Raw genomic sequence first — 22,673 nt, 5'->3', positions numbered from 1 at the left:
ACAGCGAGGGTTCGTCAGCGCGATTCAGCGATGACACGATCGATGAATGTGTGCATGGCGTCGAGTACCCTGGGACGCGCCTGTAGATGCGGGACATGCCCGCATTGCGACAACCATAGAACTTCTGACGAGCCGGCGACATGGGCTTCGATTGCATCGACCTGTCGCCGGCTTCCGTAGTGATCATCCTCCCCCTGGACGACCATGACCGGACAGCGTATCGACTGCAGGTCATCGAGCATATCCCACTCCGCCAGTCCCGGTGCGAGCCAGGTGTCGGCCCAGGCGGAAAACACGTCGTCGGTATTGTTCCCGTGGTACCGCTGCAGTTTCCCGCGCAGATCAGTTTCGCCATAAAGTTTTTTTGCTTCACGGATACCGTCAAGAGTGATGTCTTCAATGAGCACGTGGGCAGCTTCCGAAATGACAGCGTCACAGCGCTCGGGAAACAGGGAAGCATACATGAGTGCGATGGTGGCGCCATCGCTGTGCCCGACCAGCAGCGGACGCCGAATGTTGAGTGCGTCAAGCAATCCCTGCAGATAGATCTCCGACTCCAGCTGGTAGAAGTCGAGCCGGCGCGGTTCCGTCATCGGTGAGGATTTACCGTGTCCCTTTCGATCGTATACCACTCCGTCGCAGCCTGTCGCCTGACACAATTCGTACGGGAAACTTTTCCACTGCTCAACGCTGCCCAGCGCCTCATGTAAAAAGATCAGTGTCGGACGCTGGGCTTGCGTGTCTTCATTCACATGTGCATACATTTTCACATGCAGTCCGGCATCCGCAACACCGATATGCATGCGACGTGCCATCATACGTGTTGCATCCGTATCCATTATCTGCCCCTCCTGCCTGCGTTCAAGATTCTGTCCACGTCAGGGCTGTTCCTCCCTTCCCATGGCACTCCATTCCTCACGTGCGGGACCGTAGATGCCCGGGACAGTCAGTCCTGCATGGCGCATGTAGGCCGTACACTGCGCACGGTGGTGAATTTCATGCCGCAGAAGTACCTGCAGCGCAAACACTATTTTCCACATCTGCCCGAACATCTCGCATTCCTCCTGCAGCGAAGCGTCCGTCCACGATGTACGCAATTGATGGTCGAACGAGTCACAGAGCTGCTGGTATCCCGCGAGTATGTCTGAGGCTGCCGTGGGTTGCGGATCCTCCTGGTCAACACCAGTCGGCTGCAATCCCACATGTGCCATCATCTGGCTGAGACTGGTCACGATATGCCAGGCGAGAAAGCCGAGCGTACGACCCTCGGGGTACACGCGCACCTCCAGGCTGCTGGTGGTGAGTGCTCCAAGAATACGTTCTGTTTTTGCTCTCTCTTCCCTCCAGTCCTGCAGGAACTCTTCAAGGGTATGATACATGGTATTTCCTCAAGAATGTGACACCTGCGCGTTTGCGATGCGCAATCAACAAAATACGAGTAATCACCGGCGGCGTTCAAGTTGCGAACTTCCTGCAGATTATGCAGAAACTGCATATTATTCGCTCCTGCATTATGCAGAAACTGCATATTCCCAGCCCGCCGATTATGCAGAATGTGCATAATATGAAAACCGGCAGCCGCGTTGTGCGCGACCACCGGTCTTGTGGTTGCCTCTGGACAGCGGTCAGCTCTGTATCTTGTTGACCTGTCCAATAAACAGCACTGCGCCTGTATTGCGCTCATGGATAACGAATACGAACGGGCGATCAACGATCAGTGCTGGAGGTACTGAGGTAGCGCCCACTTCAACGGAAGTCACCGCGGCGGCTTCGGTGCCTTCCTCATTTACTTCAACAAAAGTTTTATGTTTGACGCTGCTGATGTAAAGCTCACCCTCAGGATTGATCCCTGTAAAATCGGCACTGTAGGGACTGAACGCTTGCTCCATGCCAAGCGTTGTAAGCGCGTCCTTGAGGGGGATCTCATATTCCATGCGGAAACGCGGCAGCTGCAGCATGATCTCCCTGTCCTGCAGGGCATTGATCCACGCCGTCCAGTTTCCCTCTTCCGCCAGCGCTTCGCGCACATCGGCGAGCGACCCTTCTCCTGTTGGAAGCAAAATGGCCATGCTGAAACGATCCCACCCGTAAGGAAGATCAACGATCTGTACGCTGCCGTTATGCACATAGCGCATGGTTGATTCGCGCTGCATCATGCGCACGGTCTGCGTGGCGCCGCCAGCCGCATGAAACTGCGCATCGTGCGTACGCTCCGGATCGAAGCGTGTCGACCAGTTGCCCTTGAAGTACACTGCATTGATCAGGTACATCATGGTGAGCGGAGAGATCGGTCCATCAATGATGGTGGGGATACGTCCTGCGGTATTTGTGCTTACCCAGTCGTTAATGATGCCGGCAGCCGTGGGAGCATTGAAATCCAGGCTCTGCACTTCGGCATCGAAATAATAGCGGTTCGTATCGACGAAAGATTGCTCGACCTGAAATCCGTTCCTGCACCAGATTGAATTTGCGATGGTCAACTGCACGGCCGGATCCGCATGCAGCAGAACGTCGCGCAGTCCCTGCCATGCAGTGTTGATATCATACGGGGAGAGTTGCTCCAGGCTCAGCGCGGTGCGCATACCTTCCCACGTATCGCCTCGTGCCCCATTCATGGTCATGCCCAGCGCCATACTGATGCTGAGTGGGGAGAGGAAAATATTTTTATCGGATTGAGACTGCGCGACCGTATTGAAAATACGGAAAGCGAATGCGCTGTTGGACTTGTTAATCGAAGCTTCCCTGGCGCTGAGCGACCGCATCGGGGTCGGCTCGGCGGGTCCTGACGTTTCATCCGAGCATGCGGAGAGCAGGACGACAACACCCAGGGCAGCGAGGAGGATGCGATGCATGGGATTTCCTTTCTCCCATCGGTCAGAAACCGATGGCGACGCCTACGGTGAAATTCAACTTGCTGGTGTAGTACACGGATTCATCGACGGAGTAGCGCAGCAGACCGCCTTCGAGTCCAACATTGAGCATGGAGTAATTGGAAGGAAACATTTCGAGTCCGACCCGCACCTTGCTCACCGGTCCGAGCAGCGAAGCGCCCACGAAGGTTCGCATGTACGGATAGACGAAACGGAACATCCCGTATTCCGGCATGGAGAGTTTCCAGACCGCGCCGATGACATCCACCATACGGTTCTCCCGCACCTGCTCGGCCATGGCCGGCGATGGCGGCGTATAGATTTCCTGCATGGAGCCGTCGAGCTTCGGTGCTGTCGGTGCACCGAGCGTCACGTATTCCCTGCCGAAGGCTTCGCGTCCATACTCGAACCCGAAGGCGTGGTGATCGGTGACCTTGTACACGGCACTGATGGCCATGTTCTCGAAGAGGTTGTGTGAGTTATGCGGCAGGTCCACGGTCGGATACGACTGTCCGTACACCTTGCGCAGTTCGAACACCATGTTGCTGAGGATGTTCGTGCGGGGACCTGGCTGGAAGAAATGCCAGGGCCTGTCGCCTTCCGTGCTGGGCAGTTCCTGCGGTGTCGTACGTGCGACGAGCGCCTGCAGCGCAGCCTCATCGTCCATCCCTGCACCACTCAGGTTGCCACGAAGCGGGATCCCGGCACCCGAAATTTCTGCATCCCGGCGGGTCACGAGCGATGCGGGATCTGGCAGCGCTGCCAGAGTAACGGGCACCGCGCTTCCATCGCCACGCAGTGCATCAGCAGCGGAAACTCCTGCGGTGGAGATGCCGCGTCCCGCGGAGGAACGCGTATTGCTGCTGCGTGACTGCAGGAGATCGGACCGGTGACCGCCGGCCGCCGCGGAGGAAGACAGGGAGGATGGAACAGCGGTGCCCGGGGTGGCGGACACTCCATCCTCTGTCTCTGTGTGTTGAGGCGTCACCTGTGGTGAAATGGTAGTCGCGGCCGGCGTATCGGTCACTTTCGCCTGCTGGACGGGGACATCCTGATCAGGAGAAATGCTGAGGACCAGGACGGCAGTTGCGAGTGCGGATATTGCTGCGGTGAATACATAGCGGCGTCCCTTGATGAGGGCGTTGCCGACGAGCGCCGCAGCGGCACCCATGCGTTTGCCGATGCCTGCCGGCTGCGTTGAAGTATTAGCAGGAGGAGTGAGGCCGAGATTGATGAACAACTGCTGAGACACATGCGACGGTGTTGTAATACCGGCCACATCCTCCTGTATCATATGGTGCAGCTTCTGATGCTGCAGGAATTCCTGACGAAGCTCCGCGTCAACGGCCATGCGTTCGAACAGCACGTCTTCGAGGGCGTCGTCGAGTCCTTCGTCAAAAAAGCGGTGAAGTAATTCCGTGGACTGCATTGTAATGGTCTATGCCTGGACTTTAGAAATTTCTATCGTGAAAGATCAGCAATGTATGGCTGCAGAATGCTGCGCACCTGGTCTTTGGCCCGCATGACGCGCACCTTGAGCGAGGAAACAGAGTCCCCCGTAATTTCCGCGATCTCCTTGTATGACAGCCCCTGGTAAAAGCGCAGGATGAACGCTTCCCTGTAGGTGTCGTCAAGCAATTCCAGCGCGGAGCTGATCATGGATAACAGTTCTTTTCGTTCGTACATCGGAACGCGATCAGCGATCTGTTCATCCTCGAACGGCGACCAGTACACCTTATTGCGGCGTGTGTTCAGGAACACATTGCGCGCACTGGTCAGGAGATAGGCAAGGATGTTGCTGACACGTTCATTTTCTTTGAGCGTCTGCTTGTAAAAGCGCGTGAACGTTTCCTGGAAAATGTCGTTTGCATCATCCGGGTTTCCGCACAACCGCAGGCTGAACATGTAGACTTTTCGCTCGTACCTCGAGAACAGCTCTCTGAAAGCCGCGTCCTTCTCCTTGCCGCTCTGTTTGAACGCCTCGAAGAGCTGTTCGTCGGTATGTCTGCTATAATTTTCAGGCATCCGTTGATGCGCTGTAATTGATCGCCTGTTTCTGGCGGTTACCAGTGAATAGACACCGTTTTACGAAGTGGGTTACATAAAGATACACGCTGGAATGCAGCAATTCAGGGCGAAAGCCCGATTCCCCGGAAAAACACCCCCAACGAGCCCGGATCAAGCAATATTGTCGTGAAAAAACCGGTCGCCGCACCGTAGAGATGCACATCGTGACCGATATTTCCCCAGTTCCGCTTCGCTCCAATGACACTTCCTGCGATGAAAAGAACGGCGAAAACAGGCCAGGGAAGCGGTATCGGCAGAAACAGCAGCATGACTTTGGCCGTCGGGAAATACAGCATTCCCGCGAAAAACAGTCCCGAAACAGCGCCGGACGCCCCGAGGGCCTTGTAATCCATGGTATTCCGCTTCACCCACACCGGTGGCAATGCTGCTCCGAGCATGGAGAGAAAGTAGATCGCGAGGAAGCGGCCCGTTCCCGTGACTGCCTCGATATACATCGCGACGGAGTAGAGTGCGATCAGGTTGAACGCGAGATGCATGTAATCCGCATGCAGGAAGCCGTAACTGATCACCCGAAAATACTCCTTCCCATGGTACACCTTCCATGGAAAAAGCAGGTATTTTTCCGTCAGCGTTCTGCTGCGAAATGCGATGAGACTGACAACCGTCGTCACAACAAGAATGACGAGAGACGCCGGAGCGTGCGATAGCATAAACTGGAGTTGCTGCATCAAAAATCCATGACGATCAGTGTTTTGGAAGTGCGGCTTCCAGCGGGCGGTCGCGCACGATGGCGCAGCCGAGGCTCATTTTCTCCTTGTGCCTGAGTGTCCCCCCCGCAAGCAGGGAATCGAGCGCGAGGCGAAGGGACTCTTCTTCCACGAAAAACCCGCTCTTATCATCATCGATGCGTCCATGATACTGCAGCTGCCAGGCGGGATCAAAGACGAAGACTTCCGGGGTGACGGTCGCATGCATCATATCCGCAGCGGCGGACATGTCGTCCCTGTACACGGGAAGAGGGTAGTCTTTCCGTTCGATATAATCCTGCATGCCGTCGACATTTTCATCCGCGTTGGCGTTGACTGCGATAAAAGACACGCCACGCTGTTCAAACGCAGTGCGCAAGTCTCGCAACCTGTCGATATAACCATCGGAGCAGGGACAACGGTATGAGCAGTATATCACTGTGGTCAGACGTCTGCCTGCAAGATCGTGCAGCATGACGGGACGCTGGTCCATGTCGACGAGAGCGACGTCGCTCATACGCGATCCGAATACCGGGGAGAGCCGGGACTCCGCATCATCCTTGCAGACCAGGGGTTCTTCCACGCTTCCGGCGGATTCGCCATCCACGAAGAGCACTACACTGAGCAGCAGCAATAGGGCCGCCGCTGCCACACCAACGCGGAGTCCGACACTGCGCCTGAGATCCATGCTCATTTGCCTGGAGCCTCTGAGAAACCAAGCCGGTCGATCATTCCCACAAGCGCAGCGCGTGCGGTCTGCGTGGTATCACAGTACACCGTGACCTCCTTGCTTTCGAGATCGGCATGCACCGAATCCACACCCTGCATTTTCGCAAGCGTCTCCTCCACTGTCGCCGTGCATCCGTCACAGTGCATACCGGGTGCCGACACCTGCACCATGGTGATACCGGGGGCAGCCATTCCCGCAGCTTCCTCCTCCGCATTGCTGTTCCCTGCATTCTGCTGGCATGCCGTGAATAGCAGCAGCACGGGGACAACCAGCAGCAAGAACCGAATGGTATGATTCATCTTCTTCATCACATCTCCTCTCGAATCCATCGTACGAAATTTCCTTCCCTCACGCCGTGTCTGTCACAGAACCCGGCATTGACTTCGACGACATACGTCGCCGGCGCCGTGGATGGGACGGATTCTTCCGAGTATGGAATGGTATTGCGCTGAATGGTAACGATGCTGCCTGCGCTGTTGACGAAGATAATGTCCAGCGGCAGGGGCGTATTCGCCATCCAGAACGACCGATATTCCTCATTCGGAAAAATGAACAGCATGCCCTGCTGTTCGCCCATATGTTCCCTTCCCATTAAGCCCTGCGTCCGTGTATTCTCGTCTTCCGCGATTTCGACGGCGATGGAGGTGAGGGTATCGCCCTCCGCTTCGGTGAAATACAGCATCGCGTCGTTACGGAACTGGATTGCCTCATGTGCCGGCTGCTCCCGCTCCTGCTTGATCACACGGGTGATCTCCGGGTCCCGATGATCCATCAGATAGTTTGAAATAAGGAGAAAGATGATGGTCAGAGCGATTACCGTGAGTCCGATAATGATGAGCGGCGAAGGGAAGCGCCTCTTCGTCCCCGGCTTTTTGTTCGTTTTTGTGTTCATGGTCTCTGTGTGTTCATGATACCTGGCAGATAAAGTAGCATTTTTCGGCGCACCTGCCCATTACATGGTATAACAACCGGCAGGCGGTTTGTATTCCCGGACTTCCTTTACTGGCGCTTGTCTTCAGCGAGCCGTATTTTTTCTCCTGCATTTCCAATTCCCCTGTAACCATCGCAGGATGCGGATTGTCAGTTTTCTGACAGGTCAAGTACATAAAAGCCCGGCCTGTAAACTGGACAACTGACATGAACGCGCTTCCCCGGAATACAGATGAACGAACGCGAACGGCGACAGCGTTTTAACGAATTATACGCGCTTTACGACAAGCGCATACTCGCCTATTGCATTTACGTTCTCAGTGACCGGGATCTGGCCAATGACGTGTATCAGGAGGTGTTTGTGAAGGCGTATCAGTCGCTGCATACACTGCGCGAGGAAGGAAAGGAAGCAAACTGGCTTTTCCGCATCGCGCGCAACGAATGCCTGAACAATCTGAAATCGCGTCAGCGCAGCGACAAACGCTCAGTGCCGATTGATAATGCGGAACGTTTTCTGGTCACCGGTGATGGCGCGGTGGAGCGCAACGAGGCAGAACATCTCCACCGGGCTCTGGATCAGCTGCCGGACGATTACCGGGAAGCACTGCTGCTGGCGGAATTTGAAGGATTTTCGATGAAGGAAATCGCGGAAATTACCGGTGCAAGCCTCTCCAACGTGAAAGTGCGCATCCACCGGGCAAAACAGAAATTGCATAAGATTCTCGAACCGATATTGAATGATTATGAATGAGCGCATCCAGGAACTGATCACCGCCTATTTGCACCGTGGCAGCACGGCCGAACAGGAACGGGAGTTATTCGACGCCTGCAAACGCGATCCGGAAGTCGCCGAGCAGCTTCGACAGCATCTGATTCTGTCACTGAAGCTGCGGAAATTGCGTGACGATGTCACCGTCCCTCCCACATTGCATGAAGCGCTGAACAGTCGCATTGCATCCCTGGCGGTTGACAATTCCGCCGCCGAGGACACCGACACTTCGTCCACCGCTGTTCCCGCAGCGGCACCTGCGCCGGCGCCCCGCCGATTCCGACTTGTCCATCTCTTCGGCACAGGCGTGGCGACAGCCGCTGCAGCTGCGGCGCTGGTGCTGCTGCTTCTCCCCGGACCCGAAACAACACTGCCGATCAGCGGCAGTCCGGTCGCCCGGCTCACCGACACGATGTACATCATCAAGAAGGATACTGTCACGCAGTTGCGTGAGGTTACGCGCGAAGTGTACATTGCGCGCAATGACAACCCTGCTCCCAGTTCAGTGCAGCAGCCGCAAACAGTTTCGACAACGGAGCAGCGACCTGCGACACCCGCGTCCTCTCCTGCGATGGCGGGAAACGGGACCGGCGCGGACCATGGCGAGGTGGATACACCGCCCGCGAACAAGCTGCATCCTGAAGAGCGTCCCTCGGTCACGCCCGAAGACAGAAACAACAACGGCGACAGTGGTGAATACTTTGCGGATGCGCGTCCCGTCGAGACGCTCACTCCGCATGAAAAAACCGAGAATTATCTCGACCAGTACAGTGCAATGCTCGTCACCGTCGCTTCCGTACAACTGACGAGCGCGGATAGAATATCACAGTAATGAAACAGTCGATTCCCTTCATACTTGGTCTGCTGCTGTTTTCAGGTTCCCTCCTGCAGGCACAGGACATCACGCCGTACACCCTTCGCAGCGGTGAAGAAGACATTTTCCAGCGGGAGGTGAATTCGGCAATCGCACAGGCTTCGCTCGACGAACGCCTGCCGAAACTCGGCTGTACGGTGGAATACCTGCGCCGCCTCGACGGTGAAGATATCGTCTACCGGCGTGGACCGATCGACATGCACCTGCACGGTGCGATGGGAGCCATTTCCACTGCCTCAAAACACCAGGTCGGCACACGACCGGTGTCGCCCGACGATGCGGCCACATCCTATTTCACCGGTGGTATTCTCGTCGATCTGCCTCGTCCCGGAGAGAGCGGCGAAGAACTGGCGATGCTTCCTGAAGGCTATCGCTACATGCTTCGTGTCGCACTGATTCCGCAGCGCTATGTCGATGGCAGGTTAAACGCCACGATTTTCCTCGAGCGTGCGGTTGTACGGGAAACAGGCAACCGCCTTGAACTCCATAGCAGCGAAGTCTTTTCCCGCTCGGTCGAGCTCGACGGGAATCTTCCCTTGAAATTTGATCTGCCGTCGTGGGACAGTACGCTGCCCGGCGGCGAACCCGCCGTCCCTGAGCGCCTCCGCGAAGGCGTGCTCATTACACTGGAGACGCCGCATCAATTCAGTCTTCCCGGAAGCTATCCGCAGCCGTTCAATGACAGGGCCCAGCTGACCTACGCCGTCCCGCGGACAAGCATGGTGCGGCTGACCATCCACGTACAGGGCGAAGAACGTGTGCTGGATGAAGGCCAGCGCAAACCCGGGACCTACGATGTGATCTGGGATGCGGAGGATCTGCCCGATGACAGCTATACGGCGACGCTCGTGGCAAGGGATGATGAAGGTACGACATTGTACAACAGCGAACACACATTGATCAAAAGCCGCGAAGCGGATTCCTGGAAACCGGAATCCATCACCATGCTGCGGCGCGATGGGTCTCATAACTTTGTCCTTTCAACAGAAAGTGGCATCGCCTACCAGTTCCCGCAGGACAATGCGCGGGGACTCCGCAACATGTTTACGCATGTCGTCTTCCGTCTCGGGTACCGCGTTTCCAGCAGCCTCGAACTCGGCGTCGTCGTCGGTCAGGATGCCTTCCACGAAACGCCCGGCGACGATGTGGACGTCGCACGTATTTCGGATTATGGTGGCGTTGTGGGCTACACATATGGATATGTCGGACCCTATCTGCGCTGGAACATCGGCAGCGCCATGCTTCAGCCCTTCCTGCAGACCTCCGCGGCGTTCTCCGATTCCGCGCCGGTCGTGGAAGCGGCATTCGGTGCACGCTACCAGGTGTTTCGCAACGTAAATGTCTACGCCGCTCCCGCGGTGCTTCTCCACATGCAGAGCGACGTCAGCTCCAAGTTCGGTATTCATTACGGCGTGCAGGTGGCATTCTGATGATGACATACAGGTACATTGCGTCCATGATATTTGCAGCCGTTCTGCTGCTGACGGCATGTGATTTCCCTTCCGATCCCCCGCTGAAGTCTCCTGAGAGCAATGATCCCGTGGTCGTGCCGACGGGACCGGATCAACTGCTTCCTCTCGAAGACGGGAATCTCTGGATTTACGTCGTTACAACACGCTCCAGGCCGAACAGCTCCGCTATCGGTGCGCTCATGCGCAAGCTGACCTTCCAGAATATGAACTACTACCTGCTGCGTTATGGCACCCTGCTCGGTCCCGCGGGCACAACGAAGCGGGCATTTCCCATGCTGCTCGCGCAGGACAGTGCCGGACTCGGCTTTTATCAGCCCGGGGATCCTGATGATACGCTTCGCCTCAACTCAAAGCCTATGCTCTCCTTCCACCTGCCCTACCCGGCGCAACCTGATGAAACCTGGGCACAGTATAACGGTGCGGAATTCGCGACACGCCTGACGGACGTCAACCTTGTCGTTCCCATGCTGACCACTGGCATTGAATTGCTGTGCAACCGCTACGAGGTGGCGCTTAATAACCGCCTCGTCGAAGTACTGTACATCGTTCCCGGCGTATGCATCCTGCGCGTCGATATTGAGGATGAGCAGTATCACACCGTTGGCTGGCATCTGAAACGCTGATGCCCCTTTCCCCCGTTCATGAGAATCACGATATTGCGGAATGTCTGCAGTATACGGTATCGGCTTACTCTGCACCACGCATTCGCTCGGTGGCATAGAGCTCAACGTGCTCCGCTTCGCCCGTTGGATGCGCGCGCGCGGGCATCGCGTTCTCATCATCGGAAGCAGCGGCTCGCCAATGCTGCAGATCGCACAGGATGAAGAGATACCCGCTTTTGCGCTGGGCACGCCACGCAAATACGGTGATCTCGGCGCGGCACGACGCCTCCTGCACACGCTTCGTGAGCATCAGCTCGACATCCTCCAGCTGAACACGACCCGCGACCTCAATCTCGGCATCCTCACCCGCGCACTGAGCCGGGATGCACTGAAGCTCGTGCATGTCCAGCACATGCAGTTTGGAGGGACAAAGACCGACCTGCTTCACCGCCTCCAGCATGCCAGGCTCTCCGCCTGGGTCGCACCGCTCCCCTCGCTCGCTGAGCAGACCCGGGAAAACACCACCATTCATCCAGACAGAATTCACATCATTCCATTCGGTATTGACCTCACGCAGTTCAAAGCCATGCCTGATGGTGATATGGCCCGAAAGCAATATGGATTGAAAACGGACGTTCCGGTCGTGGGTACCGTGGGGAGATTGGATAGAGGCAAAGGACAGGAATTCCTTTTCCGTGCCGCCGCACTGCTTCGCGAACAGGGCACGGAAGTGCAGTTGCTGATTGTCGGAGAGGACACCCGAGCGGAATCCCAGGAGTACGGAAGCATGCTGCGCGACCTCGCTGCGAAACTCGCTATTGCCGACGCGGTTACGTTCGCCGGCTTCGCTTCAAGCGTCGTTCCGGCGTATGCCGCAATGGACGTCTTCGCGCTCACCTCGCTTTCAGAAACCTATGGGATGGTAACGATAGAAGCCATGGCCGCGGGACTCCCTGTCGTTGGATCCGACAGCGGAGGAACGCCGGAAATTCTGCAACACGGCATGAGTGGACTGCTTGTGCCACCCCGTGACCCACAGGCACTGTCAGAAGCGCTTGCACGACTGCTCGGAAACCCCGATGAGCAGTTGCGGCTGGGCGTCGCAGCACGAACGCATGCAAACAAGGCATTCAGTCATTACGCGCAGTGCAGTGCCTATGAGAAGCTCTACGCGACAATCGGTGGAGCTTCGGAACACGCCACAACCTCTGACAACCCTGCCTCATAATGAATACCCGGCACTTGATGTTTTCTCGCAGAGACCGGATATTACTGTATTACACTCTTGTCTCATAACAAATCGAATAGAGGTACCATGAAAAGAATCATTCTCCTGGCCGCCGTCGTGCTCATTGCCACCGGTTGTTCCAAGCAGGAGGAGGAGAAAACGGACGGCAAGGCAATGGTCAAGGAAGCCATGGAGCATCCCGCGCCTGCAAAACGTGATGTCTCCGACGAAGCTCTGATTGCCATCGATCCTGACATACAGAAATACGCCGACCGGCTCTCGGCTGCTGAAGCCGCCGTGAAGGAAGAAGACAACGCCGAAAATCAGATCGAGCTCATCGAAGCGCACATGGCCTACGCGGATTATATGACATACGAGAGCTCCGTCTCCCCGCGAGAAGGGAAATACCACCGCGCACTGATTGAGTACAAGCACGCACTGGAACTCGATCCGGACAACGAAAAGGCACAGGTGGAAATCGCCCAGATCGAGGATATCTACCGCAGCATGAACCGGCCGATTCCCGGTGAAGAATAAACGAATTTCGATACAGGTATTTCCTGTTATAGCCCCGGTATCCGTACCGGGGCTTTTTTATTGCAGCAGACTCTCATATACAGCTGCAGTTCGCGTGAGCATTCCCTGCATCGAATAATGCGTGGTGACATGTTCACGAGCGGCTTCCCCGTAAGCCAGCATCCGTTCAGGATGCCGTACCGCAAATTGCATGGCATCTGCCAGTGCCTGTGCATTCCTCCGCGCATAGCGCAACCCTGTTTTTTCATGCAGTACGAGATCGTCGACCGACGGGAGGTCACTCGCGATTACAGGGAGACCCCGAGCCATCGCGTCAAGATTGACATAACCGAGTGCGTCCAGCGCAAGCGAAGAAAAAATGAGCACATCCACACCGTCACTCCGGTTGAGCGGAGCCTTCGTCCAGCCATAAAAACGCACGAAGGCAGCAAGTCCCTCCTCCTTCACCTGATTCTCCATCGCACCACGCTGACTCCCGCTGCCGTATACCTCCAGGCGCACATCTTCCAGTCCGCGGGAGCGAAGAATGCGCATCGCCTCAATGACAATTTCGAGCCCTTTCCCCTCCTCGATGCGGCCGATCCAGGCAAACACCCTGCTGCTGCGCTCCCTGCGGTGCCAATCTCCAGGGATATCGATGCCGTGAGGAATCACATGCACCATGCGTGCGCTGCCGTCCTTCATCCGGGTTGGGATCAATGCAGTCAGCGCTGAAGAAGGAACGATGACGCTGCGGGGAATGAGTGCAGCGGCGCGTTCGTCATCGAAGAGATTGTGCAGCGTATACACATGCGGTCGCATCGCGGCGATGCGTTGTCCGAGAAGCAGCGCATAGCGGCTGTGGGTGTGCAGAATGGAGATGTTTTCCTGTGCGACAAGCTGCCGCAGCCGGGACATGGCACGCAACGCGCCAATCGCACGCTTGCGACTGCCTGTGCGATTATACAGCGGCAGGAAGCAGAACCTGGGATCGTTCAGCAGCGGCGCTTGCTCCGGTACCCATGCCGCAACCCTGCTTTCATAGCCGAAGGTGGTGAGTCCGTCAGCGAGATCAAGCACATGCCGCAGCACACCTCCACCATCGAGGCGGTTGACAAGGTGAAGCACGGTACGTGTGGGTGGGGTCGGCATGCGGTTACCTCGCTGCTGCTCGAGGGAGGAGGATGCCAGTACCGAATGCAGCGAGTTCAACCGTCACGCTGTCGTCCTGCTGACGAAACGGAAGGTCACCCCAGGCCATCATAGCCTGCTCAGTGGGCAGCGTCACTGTCAGCTTCCGCGGTCCGGCATTGAGAAGCACGTAGGCCCGCTGCAGTTGCAGTCTGCGCTCGGCGACCAGCAGTTCTTCCGGCAACGCCCCTGCATACCGGTGCATACTCCCGCGTCGGAGTACAGGGTATCGAGCACGCAGACGATTCAGTGCAGCGATGTGCCGATACAGGCGTCCACCTGTCTGAAAACAGTCCCCTGCCGGCGCCGTGCCTTTCCATCCCCCGGCAAACATGGATTCCCGGTTTTTCCAGTCCTTCCCTGTCCCACCTGAAAAGCCCTGCTCCGTTCCATAATAGAGAAGAGGAATTCCCTCGAGGCCGTAGAGGAAGGTCAACGCATGCGTCAACCGCTCAGGTGTCGCATCGGGAAGTGAAAGGAAGCGGTCCATGTCATGATTATCTATGAAATTCAGAAGCTTCGATCGTGCATCCGTATGATAGAGCGACAGGTCGTCGAAGGCGAGGCGCAGACGGAAAGTTCCTAGATTACGTCCGAGCGCATCCCGCAATCCTTCCGCGAGACTGAAATTATAGACTGCGTCGAATCCGGGGTGACCGTCTGCATCGGGCTGCGTGTACACCGCACAGAGTGAGTCGCTCGTACTGAACACTTCTCCGAATACGAAGAAATCCCGTTTCCCACGGCTGCGCGCATTCCGCCGAATGGCTTCGAGCCAGGCGTACCAGAACGGGAGGTCCACATGCTTGACTGTATCGACGCGAAATCCATCGCAGCCCGTCTGCTCCATCCACCACGTCCATATATCGATCATGATCGCCAGCACGCGCGGATCCTCGGTACGGAAGTCGTCGAGTCCCCCTGGCAACTCCCCGAGCACCTGATACGGAAACTCATAACGGGGAATCTCCCCGTAGTTGTGATACAAGCTCAGATCCTGCAACGCTTTCGGTGTGGGCATCCTGCTGCTGTCGTTCCATGCCAGCGTATATCCATCGTCATTCCATTTCCAGCCTCCCTCCTTCGTCCCGATGAGTGGAGCAGTATGATTGCAGACCACATCGAGATAGACACGCATTCCACGTGCATGCGCGCGGTTGATCAGGCGCCGCAGATCTTCCATACTTCCCAGGCGCGGATCGATACGCTTGAAATGTTGAATCCAGTACCCGTGAAAAGCGCCCGGGATGTTCTGCTGCACGGGAGTGATCCATAGCGCATTCACACCGAGGCTGTCGAGGTAGGGCAAGCGCTGTTCAACGCCGCGCAGATCACCACCCTGCACCGCCAGCGGATTCCGCGCATCTGATATTCCATTGGCGTTGTTGTTCGCCGGGTCCCCATCCTCGAAGCGATCGAGCATCACCAGGTACATGCTCAGGTCGTCAACGGCTGGAAGCGTTGCCGACTGCCGGACAGGCAGCAGCATCACGCTGACCGCGATAACGCACAGCAGGAAAAGCGCAAGCAGGGTTCGATTTCTGTAGGAAAGCTTCATGGCATTCGTTTTTCGCATGTTAACAATTTGCTGCTTCCTATCCCATCAAAAGAAAATCCGGCACGGTATATGCATTTTCCTTCCTGAGATCGTAATATGTGGCAAAACAGCGTGCACATGAAAATTTCGTCCTTACTTCCTCCACGATCCCGTCTGCTGCTGGGTGGACTCCTTCTCCTCGCCTTGCTGGTGAGCACGTTCGTGTACATCGAGGTCACGCAAACGCGTGAAGAGCTTATCAGTAACGTGCGTGACGAAGCGCTGCTGCTGACAGAGACGCTCAACCGGAGCAGTGAGATCACACTTATCGCGGGGAATGAACTCGACAACGCCCTGCTGCAGCGCCTGCGCATTTCCGCCAGGCTCATCGATGAAATGCAGCGGCATGGCACACCCGGCACGCGGGAGCTGCAGAGAGAGGCGGAGGACCTCGGTCTCGCGGCGATTCTGCTGTTCGATGCCAACGGCTCGATAGCTGCATCAAACCGACCCCTGAAATCGGCAACACGATCAGAAGCGAATGCCAGGCGTGAAAGCGCTGATCTCCTCGCTCCCGTGCTTGATGGCAGCTATGCCTGGACAGCGGATGACAACAGCTATCTGCCATGGACGGGGGACACACTTTTCGCGTTTACGCATGAACGCACAGGGGGCGGTGCCATCCTGCTCGGACTGTCCAGCGACAAGCTGCTGCAACTCCGCAAGAAACTCGGCATCGGGAAACTGGTGCAGGACATCGGTGCCACAAGCGGCATCGCATACGTACTGCTCCAGGATGCATACGGCATCATCACGGCGAGCAAGGGAATCCAGGAAATGCGGGCGATCGATGAAGACCGCTTCCTCGGCCACGCCCTGCAATCGGACAGCGCATTTACGCGCATCCGGGATTACAATGGCAGCAAAGTTTTCGAGATTGTACGGCGCCTGTCCATTGATCTCGACAACCCGATGATCTCCCGTATCGGACTTTCACTCGATCGCGTTCGTGATATTCAGCAGCGATCGATGCGGCGCACGGTATTTATCGCGGTTGGATTTTTCGTGACTGCGGCGATTCTGCTCGTCCTTCTCCTCACCCGCAAGCGCTTCGCCCTATTGAGCGAAGCGCACCGGCGCATTACCACATACACCGGGCTTGTACTCGACAATATCGCGGATGCCGTCATCGCCATCGATGCTGATCAGCGCGTTACGGTGTTCAACAGTGCGGCAGTGCAGCTGTTCGGCATCGAAACCGAAACTGCGGAAGGCAGCCGTTACGAAACGCTTTTCCCTGCCGATACGCTTCTGCTTGCCGAGACGCTGCAGGGAAATCTTGCGATTCCATTCAGGGAGATACAGTTCGCTGACAGCAATGGAGACCAGCGCTTCCTTGTGGTGAGTACTTCAATTATTCGAAGTGATGCTGGAGCGACGGAAACCCTCGTCTCCATCGCACGGGATAACACCGAGCAGCGCAGGGCACAGGAACAGCTGCAGCGCCGTGACAGGCTCACCGCCATGGGAGAACTGGCCGCGGGTATCGCACACGAAATCCGCAATCCATTGAATGCAATCAGCATCATTGCGCAGCGCTTCCAGGCCGAGTTTCGTCCTGCCGACGATGTCGAGGAATTCGAGCAACTTACGCGCACGGTACGATCCGAAGTGCAGCGTGTCAACGGTATCATCACACAGTTCCTCGAATTCGCGCGTCCCACAAAGCTGTCACTCAGCCTGGTGCCTGCCAGTGAGCTCTTCGACAACAGTATTAATGTGGTACGCAGTCAGGCCATGGCGCGGGACATCCGGATCAATGCGTATGTGGATGATGGACTCGCGCTGCAGTGTGACCGTGAAAAAATGCAGCAGGTTCTGCTCAACCTCCTGCAGAATGCCATCGATGCCATGGAAGACGGCGGCGAGATCAAGTGTGTTGCCTGCAGGAAAAACGGCTGCGTCTCACTGTCGATCGCAGACACCGGTCCTGGCATCTCCGAGAAGCAGCAGTCCCAGATTTTCGACCTCTACTACACGACAAAATCCACCGGCACCGGACTCGGCCTGAGCATCGTGCATCATCTCATCGCCGAGCATGACGGAGAAATTTCCGTCGTGAGTGGAGAAGGAGAAGGGACCACCTTTTACATCACACTTCCTGCCGGAGAATAATTCCGGCATGGTGATTGCTGTATACTGTTGAGAGAGTATAACGCAGCAGGAGAAAAATGAACACCTTCAGCATACTTGTCATTGACGACGAAGCCGCGCAGCGGGAATCCATCGCAGGGTTTCTCAGGAAAAAGGGATACGACCTTTCCACCGCTCCAAGCGGTACTGCAGGCATACAGCATGTACGTGACCATCATGTGGATCTGGTCCTAACCGACTACAAAATGCCGGACATGACCGGTGCCGATGTCCTTCAGCATGTACGCGAGATCAACCCCCTCATCCCGGTCATCGTGATCACGGCGTACGGAAGTGTCGAGACGGCGGTGGGCATCATGAAACATGGCGCCTTCGACTACGTGCAGAAACCGATCGACCTCGACGAACTGCTCCTCATCATGGAACGCGCGCGTGAACATACGCTGCTGGTATCGGAAAACAAACTGCTGCGGGAGCAGCTGGCGGAGAGATATTCGTTCAGCAACATCATATCACAGAGCGCTGAAATGGAGGATGTGCTCAACACCGCGGGACGCGTGGCCGCAAGCAAGGCATCCGTGCTGGTACGTGGAGAGAGCGGTACGGGAAAAGAGCTCATCGCCCGCGCCATCCATCAGGCCAGTCCCAGAAGCGACGCGCCGTTCATCGTTGTCAATTGTGCCGCGATCACAGAAAGCCTCTTTGAGAGCGAACTGTTCGGTCACGAGAGAGGGTCCTTTACCGGGGCGGAAAAACAGCGCATCGGCAAATTTGAACAGGCGCATGGCGGCACGCTCTTTATCGACGAAGTCGGTGACATTCCGCTCGCAATCCAGGTCAAGCTACTGCGCGCCCTGCAGTTCGGCAACATCGAACGTGTCGGTGGCACGGAAACCCTCGAACTCGATGTGCGCATCGTTGCGGCGACCAACCGGAATCTGGAGGAAATGATGCTGGCCGGGGAATTTCGAGAGGACCTCTTTTACAGACTCAATGTCGTGACGATTACCCTCCCTCCGCTGCGGGACAGGCGCAGTGATATCGCACCGCTCGTGCACGAATTCACAAAAAAATACGCAGATATCAATGGTAAATCCGTCGACAGCATCTCCTCTGAGGCCATGGATACGCTCATGCGCTACGATTTCCCGGGTAACGTTCGGGAGCTGGAAAATATCATTCAGCGGGCAGTTGTCATGTCGCGTGACACAACGCTGACAACGCGGGATCTTCCTCCGGGCATGCAGGGTGTCGGGACTGTCGCTGCAGCCTCGCAGGACGAACTGCTGACGCTGGGAAATCTCAACGAGAAAGTCGAGGCACTCGAACAGCGGCTCATCGAGCAGGCGCTCGAAGAAAGCGGGGGGAATCAGGTCCGCGCCGCCGAACTCCTGGGCATTTCAGAGCGCACCCTGCGCTATAAACTCTCAAAAATCAAGAAACAGTAGCCCCGCTTCGACAATCCTTGCCTGCCGAAATCGACAATTTTGTCGATTTCGGCAGGTTTCCAGGATTTGACAGCTTCACAAACGTCCGATTCGGCAATCACCGCTGGCATGGTTGTTGCAATTATACTTCTGTAGTTCGATACACCCGAGAGGCAACAATGAAAACATACATACTTATCCCGGCCATGCTGCTTCTGCTCCCGCTTTTCGCTGCGAGTGCAGTCGCCCAGGAGCAGCCGAAGAAGGGCAACGCGAAGCAGGAGACGTCACAGAACGAAAACAGGCAGTCTGGTGGCGAAGAGTTCGTCGATGAGGACGGTGACGGCATCAACGACCGACGCGAGGAGGCAGGACAGGAAGAATCGCAGTCCAATCGCAAGCAGATTCGCAATCGCCGTCGTGACCATTTCATCGATGTCGATGGCGATGGCATCAACGATGAGCGCTGTAACGGACTCGGCGTCCACTCTGGTGCCCGTCGTGGACAGCAGAAAGGCGGTGGCCAGTAATGCGTCATATCATCCTCATTACGACAGTCCTGCTGCTGTCAGCATCCCAACTTCATGCACAGTGGCTCGGAACAGTCACGCTGGACAACAGCTACGACGACAATGTCTTCCGCAATTACTCCGCCACGTCATCCGCAAGTACTGACCTCTCCCTCATGTATGGCTATTTCCCGAAGGACGCGGACTGGGCCGTCAACTACAGTGGGATGGTTTCCAGCTTCTCCGCGTACCCTGAAAGGCTCTACACATTGCAGAATCTGGCCGCCAGCTACACGCATACCTATGGCGCGAACGACGACAATTCCCTGCGCTTCCTCGCCAGCGGCGGTTTCCGCATCGATGGTGCCGACTATGTGCTCTATGATTACTCTCAGGCGCTGGGTTCGCTGACATGGAAGCAGCAGCTTATCGGAGATATTCCCCTGCTCGCATCGTATCAGGCACGTTACCGCAACTATCCCAATTTTGGAGAGCTGAGCTACCTCGAACATACTGCCTCCCTGGGGACGATGATGTTTTTCGAGACGCGAACCAGCATTCGCATTCAGGCCGATTACGGCTTCAAGAATTATCTCCGGAACGCCTATTCGAACACCCTCGCAGCATCGACCGGTGCTGGAATTCTCGGCAGCGAAAGTACCGGCATGACCATCGAAGGTGATGGTCCCGGCAGTGGCGGCAACGGCGGAGGGAATGGTGGTGGAAACGGTGACGGAAGTGGCGACAGCGAAGGAAGCGGGAGTGGAGGCAACGGCGGCAGCATGGGCAATGGAAATGGAAGTGGGAGAATGGGACTGAACACCGACGGCCAGCGTGGCGGCATGGAATCAACTGTTGAATATCTCATGTACGAGGAGCCGTCGACCAGCCAGCTGCGTGCGTGGATCAATATCGGGCAATCGCTCGGTGAGACCACCGGACTGAGTGTGCGTTTCCTCCAGCGATTCAATCTGACGGACCGTGGACGTGCCTTCGTAGGCGGCGCTGTCGATTTTATCGGGGAGGAAGAACTGTTCGATGATCCCTACAGCTATGAAAGCAGTGAGGTCAGCCTCAAGTTGACGAAGATGCTGAACTGGGGGGTCCGAGTACAGGCCGGGGCATTTTACCTCGCGAAGCGGTACGACTACCCGTCCACACTCGACTACAGCGATCCCACCGTGCCCTCGCGAACAGATGATCGCAGCGGCGGTTGGCTTCGCATCGAAAAACGTTTCGGCGGCGAATGGCTGATGTTCAATGACCTGCGCCTCAGTCTCGGGTATGTGTATCTCAGGAATCAGTCGAACACCTCGTACTATGACTACGCAAGTAATGCCGTGAGCCTCGGACTGAGTACGGATTTCTGAATTCTCTGGGCCGAGAGGCTTCACGTTGTTTCGCGAAACAGAATTTCAGATTGCAAAACAGCGATCCGCTCCCATCGAAGCGGATCGTTGTTTTTCACGCGGAACGGCTGCAACGAAGGAAGAAAAAACCGGCGACGCGCAGGAACTATGATCGTGAAAAAAAGCTTGTATAAGAGTTGCCAAAATTCGTTGTGTGCTTCCCTGAACAACACGATCACAGGATTCCGGTATGAGCCGCATAATCGTTATTGGGTCTGGTTTCGGGGGAATGGGTACGGCCCTTCGTCTTCGAGCTGCCGGACATGATGTTACCATAGTTGAAAAACTGGACAAGCCGGGGGGACGCGCTTACGTCTTTGAACAGGACGGTTTCCGTTTCGACGCGGGTCCCACGGTCATCACGGCACCATGGCTCATCGATGAGCTGTTTGAACTGTTCGGTAGGCGTAGTGAAGACTATGTCAACATCGTTCCTGTGCACCCCTTCTATCGCATCTACTTCCACGACGGCAGTTTTTTCGAATACAACAATGACCCGGGGTTCATAGAAGAGAACATCCGCAAATTCAATCCTTCCGATGTCGAGGGATACCGTGCGTTCATGAAAAAAACGAAACCGATATTCGAGAAAGGTTTTGTTGAACTGGCGGACAAACCTTTCCTGACCATCGGGAGCATGCTGAAGGTACTGCCGGATCTGGTAAAACTGGGATCACATCGCAGCGTGTACTCCTACGTTTCGCGTTTCATCCAGGACGAGCGCCTTCGCATGGTGTTCACTTTTCACCCCCTGCTTGTGGGGGGCAACCCTTTCCACACCACATCGATTTACGCGATGATACACTACCTGGAGAAGGAATGGGGTGTACACTATGCTATGGGAGGGACCGGCCAGGTCATCCAGGCGTTCACGAAGCTCTTCGAAGAGGAGGGTGGCCGATTGTTGCTGAACGCGGAAGTTGAGCGCATCGATGTGCGCGACGGACGCAGCAGCGGAGTGACACTGCGTGATGGACGCGTGTTGAATGCGGATGCCGTGGTGAGCAACGCTGATGTCGCCTATTCCTACCTCAACATGATCGATGCAAAAGAGCGCCGAAAGTACAGCGATCGCAAACTGCAATCCATGCGCTACTCCATGTCGCTTTTCGTGCTTTACTTCGGCACAAACAGGCAATACCCCGACATTGCACATCATGACATCATCTTGAGTCACCGCTACCGGGAGCTGCTCGAAGACATCTTCACGCGCAAAGTGCTCGCGGATGATTTCTCCATGTACCTGCATCGTCCGACCGCCACCGATCCTTCAATGGCGCCAGAAGGATGCGACGCCTTCTACGCCCTCATCCCCGTACCGCACAACGGATCCGGTATCAACTGGAAGGAAACCGCGCCCCAATTCAGGGATCGCATCGTCAATTTCCTCGAAGAAAAGTATCTTCCCGGTCTCAGCGAGAACATCGTGACAGAGCGCATGCTGACACCGGATGATTTTCAGCACAGGCTCAACAGTTATCTCGGATCGGCCTTTTCCGTGGAGCCCGTTCTCACGCAGAGCGCGTGGTTTCGTCCCCATAACCGTAGCGAAGATGTAGAAAATTTGTATTTTACCGGCGCTGGTACGCACCCTGGCGCTGGATTGCCGGGAGTACTTTCCTCTTCCAAAATTGTCGCTTCTCTCATCGGACCTGCGGCAACTGATTCTGCTTGATCCATA

At 56.2% G+C, this 22,673-nt stretch carries 22 protein-coding genes; 11 read left to right on the top strand and 11 right to left on the bottom strand.

The window, feature by feature from the left end:
- Positions 1–14: 14 nt before the first annotated feature.
- The 9 genes from KQI65_11805 to KQI65_11765 all read right to left on the bottom strand — a co-directional run bounded on the left by KQI65_11805 (position 15) and on the right by KQI65_11765 (position 7,266).
- Positions 15–818: an alpha/beta hydrolase gene (locus KQI65_11805; protein ID MCB2205423.1), complete on the bottom strand. Its 804-nt coding sequence runs from the start codon at positions 816–818 to the stop codon at positions 15–17.
- A 60-nt stretch (positions 819–878) separates the two neighbouring features.
- Positions 879–1,379: a DinB family protein gene (locus tag KQI65_11800; GenBank protein MCB2205422.1), complete on the bottom strand. Its 501-nt coding sequence runs from the start codon at positions 1,377–1,379 to the stop codon at positions 879–881.
- Between the two features lie 246 nt (positions 1,380–1,625).
- Entirely contained in the window at positions 1,626–2,852 is a 1,227-nt protein-coding gene (locus tag KQI65_11795; protein MCB2205421.1) for a serpin family protein, read from the bottom strand.
- Positions 2,853–2,874: 22 nt separating this feature from the next.
- The gene (locus KQI65_11790) at positions 2,875–4,299 is read right to left on the bottom strand and encodes a hypothetical protein (GenBank protein ID MCB2205420.1); all 1,425 of its coding nucleotides are present in this window, start codon (positions 4,297–4,299) and stop codon (positions 2,875–2,877) included.
- Between the two features lie 32 nt (positions 4,300–4,331).
- On the bottom strand, positions 4,332–4,895 hold the full coding sequence (locus KQI65_11785) for an RNA polymerase sigma factor (protein ID MCB2205419.1): 564 nt from the start codon (positions 4,893–4,895) through the stop codon (positions 4,332–4,334).
- 104 nt (positions 4,896–4,999) lie between these two features.
- Positions 5,000–5,626 carry a rhomboid family intramembrane serine protease gene (locus KQI65_11780; protein ID MCB2205418.1) on the bottom strand — a complete coding sequence of 209 codons (627 nt, stop codon included), beginning with the start codon at positions 5,624–5,626 and terminating at the stop codon, positions 5,000–5,002.
- A 16-nt stretch (positions 5,627–5,642) separates the two neighbouring features.
- Positions 5,643–6,338 carry a redoxin domain-containing protein gene (locus tag KQI65_11775; protein ID MCB2205417.1) on the bottom strand — a complete coding sequence of 232 codons (696 nt, stop codon included), beginning with the start codon at positions 6,336–6,338 and terminating at the stop codon, positions 5,643–5,645.
- The gene (locus KQI65_11770) at positions 6,335–6,544 is read right to left on the bottom strand and encodes a heavy-metal-associated domain-containing protein (GenBank protein MCB2205416.1); all 210 of its coding nucleotides are present in this window, start codon (positions 6,542–6,544) and stop codon (positions 6,335–6,337) included. Before KQI65_11770 ends, KQI65_11775 begins: the two co-directional genes overlap by 4 nt.
- Positions 6,545–6,681: 137 nt before the next feature.
- Positions 6,682–7,266, bottom strand: coding sequence for a DUF192 domain-containing protein (locus KQI65_11765; GenBank protein ID MCB2205415.1), 585 nt, complete (start codon positions 7,264–7,266; stop codon positions 6,682–6,684).
- 270 nt (positions 7,267–7,536) lie between these two features.
- Between KQI65_11765 and KQI65_11760 the strand changes: the two genes are divergently transcribed.
- The 6 genes from KQI65_11760 (at position 7,537) to KQI65_11735 (ending at position 12,786) form a co-directional block, all read left to right on the top strand.
- Positions 7,537–8,055 (top strand): RNA polymerase sigma factor, encoded by a 519-nt coding sequence (locus KQI65_11760; GenBank protein MCB2205414.1) that lies wholly within the window; start codon positions 7,537–7,539, stop codon positions 8,053–8,055.
- A complete protein-coding gene (locus tag KQI65_11755) occupies positions 8,048–8,905 on the top strand; it encodes a hypothetical protein (GenBank protein MCB2205413.1) in 858 nt (285 codons plus the stop codon). The genes KQI65_11760 and KQI65_11755 overlap by 8 nt, the downstream gene beginning before the upstream one ends.
- A complete protein-coding gene (locus KQI65_11750; GenBank protein MCB2205412.1) occupies positions 8,905–10,377 on the top strand; it encodes a hypothetical protein in 1,473 nt (490 codons plus the stop codon). Before KQI65_11755 ends, KQI65_11750 begins: the two co-directional genes overlap by 1 nt.
- Complete coding sequence (locus KQI65_11745) at positions 10,377–11,042, top strand: hypothetical protein (protein MCB2205411.1); 666 nt, start codon at positions 10,377–10,379, stop codon at positions 11,040–11,042. The genes KQI65_11750 and KQI65_11745 overlap by 1 nt, the downstream gene beginning before the upstream one ends.
- Before the next feature lie 40 nt (positions 11,043–11,082).
- Positions 11,083–12,249, top strand: coding sequence for a glycosyltransferase family 4 protein (locus KQI65_11740; protein ID MCB2205410.1), 1,167 nt, complete (start codon positions 11,083–11,085; stop codon positions 12,247–12,249).
- An 87-nt stretch (positions 12,250–12,336) separates the two neighbouring features.
- Positions 12,337–12,786 carry a hypothetical protein gene (locus tag KQI65_11735; protein ID MCB2205409.1) on the top strand — a complete coding sequence of 150 codons (450 nt, stop codon included), beginning with the start codon at positions 12,337–12,339 and terminating at the stop codon, positions 12,784–12,786.
- A 57-nt stretch (positions 12,787–12,843) separates the two neighbouring features.
- On the opposite strand, the gene KQI65_11730 is transcribed toward KQI65_11735, so the two are convergent.
- Positions 12,844–13,917 carry a glycosyltransferase family 4 protein gene (locus KQI65_11730; protein ID MCB2205408.1) on the bottom strand — a complete coding sequence of 358 codons (1,074 nt, stop codon included), beginning with the start codon at positions 13,915–13,917 and terminating at the stop codon, positions 12,844–12,846.
- Positions 13,918–13,921: 4 nt separating this feature from the next.
- Positions 13,922–15,532: a hypothetical protein gene (locus tag KQI65_11725; GenBank protein ID MCB2205407.1), complete on the bottom strand. Its 1,611-nt coding sequence runs from the start codon at positions 15,530–15,532 to the stop codon at positions 13,922–13,924.
- Between the two features lie 99 nt (positions 15,533–15,631).
- On the opposite strand from KQI65_11725, the gene KQI65_11720 reads away from it, so the two are divergent.
- The 5 genes from KQI65_11720 (at position 15,632) to KQI65_11700 (ending at position 22,667) form a co-directional block, all read left to right on the top strand.
- A complete protein-coding gene (locus KQI65_11720) occupies positions 15,632–17,668 on the top strand; it encodes a PAS domain S-box protein (protein ID MCB2205406.1) in 2,037 nt (678 codons plus the stop codon).
- 56 nt (positions 17,669–17,724) lie between these two features.
- Entirely contained in the window at positions 17,725–19,095 is a 1,371-nt protein-coding gene (locus KQI65_11715) for a sigma-54 dependent transcriptional regulator (GenBank protein MCB2205405.1), read from the top strand.
- 158 nt (positions 19,096–19,253) lie between these two features.
- Positions 19,254–19,604, top strand: a complete 351-nt coding sequence (locus tag KQI65_11710; GenBank protein ID MCB2205404.1) for a hypothetical protein — start codon at positions 19,254–19,256, stop codon at positions 19,602–19,604.
- Positions 19,604–20,953: a hypothetical protein gene (locus tag KQI65_11705; GenBank protein ID MCB2205403.1), complete on the top strand. Its 1,350-nt coding sequence runs from the start codon at positions 19,604–19,606 to the stop codon at positions 20,951–20,953. The genes KQI65_11710 and KQI65_11705 overlap by 1 nt, the downstream gene beginning before the upstream one ends.
- Before the next feature lie 229 nt (positions 20,954–21,182).
- Positions 21,183–22,667, top strand: a complete 1,485-nt coding sequence (locus KQI65_11700; GenBank protein ID MCB2205402.1) for a phytoene desaturase — start codon at positions 21,183–21,185, stop codon at positions 22,665–22,667.
- Positions 22,668–22,673 lie beyond the last annotated feature (6 nt).

This window comes from bacterium (assembly GCA_020444325.1).
In the GTDB taxonomy this organism is placed as follows: Bacteria; Bacteroidota; Ignavibacteria; order SZUA-365; family SZUA-365; genus BM516.
This window is presented reverse-complemented; position numbering and strand designations above follow the sequence as displayed.

Coding starts and splice junctions, on each gene's coding strand:
- KQI65_11805 (MCB2205423.1), bottom strand. CDS start 818: ATGATGGCACGTCGCATGCATATCGGTGTTGCGGATGCCGGACTGCAT.
- KQI65_11800 (MCB2205422.1), bottom strand. CDS start 1,379: ATGTATCATACCCTTGAAGAGTTCCTGCAGGACTGGAGGGAAGAGAGA.
- KQI65_11795 (MCB2205421.1), bottom strand. CDS start 2,852: ATGCATCGCATCCTCCTCGCTGCCCTGGGTGTTGTCGTCCTGCTCTCC.
- KQI65_11790 (MCB2205420.1), bottom strand. CDS start 4,299: ATGCAGTCCACGGAATTACTTCACCGCTTTTTTGACGAAGGACTCGAC.
- KQI65_11785 (MCB2205419.1), bottom strand. CDS start 4,895: ATGCCTGAAAATTATAGCAGACATACCGACGAACAGCTCTTCGAGGCG.
- KQI65_11780 (MCB2205418.1), bottom strand. CDS start 5,626: ATGCAGCAACTCCAGTTTATGCTATCGCACGCTCCGGCGTCTCTCGTC.
- KQI65_11775 (MCB2205417.1), bottom strand. CDS start 6,338: ATGAGCATGGATCTCAGGCGCAGTGTCGGACTCCGCGTTGGTGTGGCA.
- KQI65_11770 (MCB2205416.1), bottom strand. CDS start 6,544: ATGGTGCAGGTGTCGGCACCCGGTATGCACTGTGACGGATGCACGGCG.
- KQI65_11765 (MCB2205415.1), bottom strand. CDS start 7,266: ATGAACACAAAAACGAACAAAAAGCCGGGGACGAAGAGGCGCTTCCCT.
- KQI65_11760 (MCB2205414.1), top strand. CDS start 7,537: ATGAACGAACGCGAACGGCGACAGCGTTTTAACGAATTATACGCGCTT.
- KQI65_11755 (MCB2205413.1), top strand. CDS start 8,048: ATGAATGAGCGCATCCAGGAACTGATCACCGCCTATTTGCACCGTGGC.
- KQI65_11750 (MCB2205412.1), top strand. CDS start 8,905: ATGAAACAGTCGATTCCCTTCATACTTGGTCTGCTGCTGTTTTCAGGT.
- KQI65_11745 (MCB2205411.1), top strand. CDS start 10,377: ATGATGACATACAGGTACATTGCGTCCATGATATTTGCAGCCGTTCTG.
- KQI65_11740 (MCB2205410.1), top strand. CDS start 11,083: ATGTCTGCAGTATACGGTATCGGCTTACTCTGCACCACGCATTCGCTC.
- KQI65_11735 (MCB2205409.1), top strand. CDS start 12,337: ATGAAAAGAATCATTCTCCTGGCCGCCGTCGTGCTCATTGCCACCGGT.
- KQI65_11730 (MCB2205408.1), bottom strand. CDS start 13,917: ATGCCGACCCCACCCACACGTACCGTGCTTCACCTTGTCAACCGCCTC.
- KQI65_11725 (MCB2205407.1), bottom strand. CDS start 15,532: ATGCGAAAAACGAATGCCATGAAGCTTTCCTACAGAAATCGAACCCTG.
- KQI65_11720 (MCB2205406.1), top strand. CDS start 15,632: ATGAAAATTTCGTCCTTACTTCCTCCACGATCCCGTCTGCTGCTGGGT.
- KQI65_11715 (MCB2205405.1), top strand. CDS start 17,725: ATGAACACCTTCAGCATACTTGTCATTGACGACGAAGCCGCGCAGCGG.
- KQI65_11710 (MCB2205404.1), top strand. CDS start 19,254: ATGAAAACATACATACTTATCCCGGCCATGCTGCTTCTGCTCCCGCTT.
- KQI65_11705 (MCB2205403.1), top strand. CDS start 19,604: ATGCGTCATATCATCCTCATTACGACAGTCCTGCTGCTGTCAGCATCC.
- KQI65_11700 (MCB2205402.1), top strand. CDS start 21,183: ATGAGCCGCATAATCGTTATTGGGTCTGGTTTCGGGGGAATGGGTACG.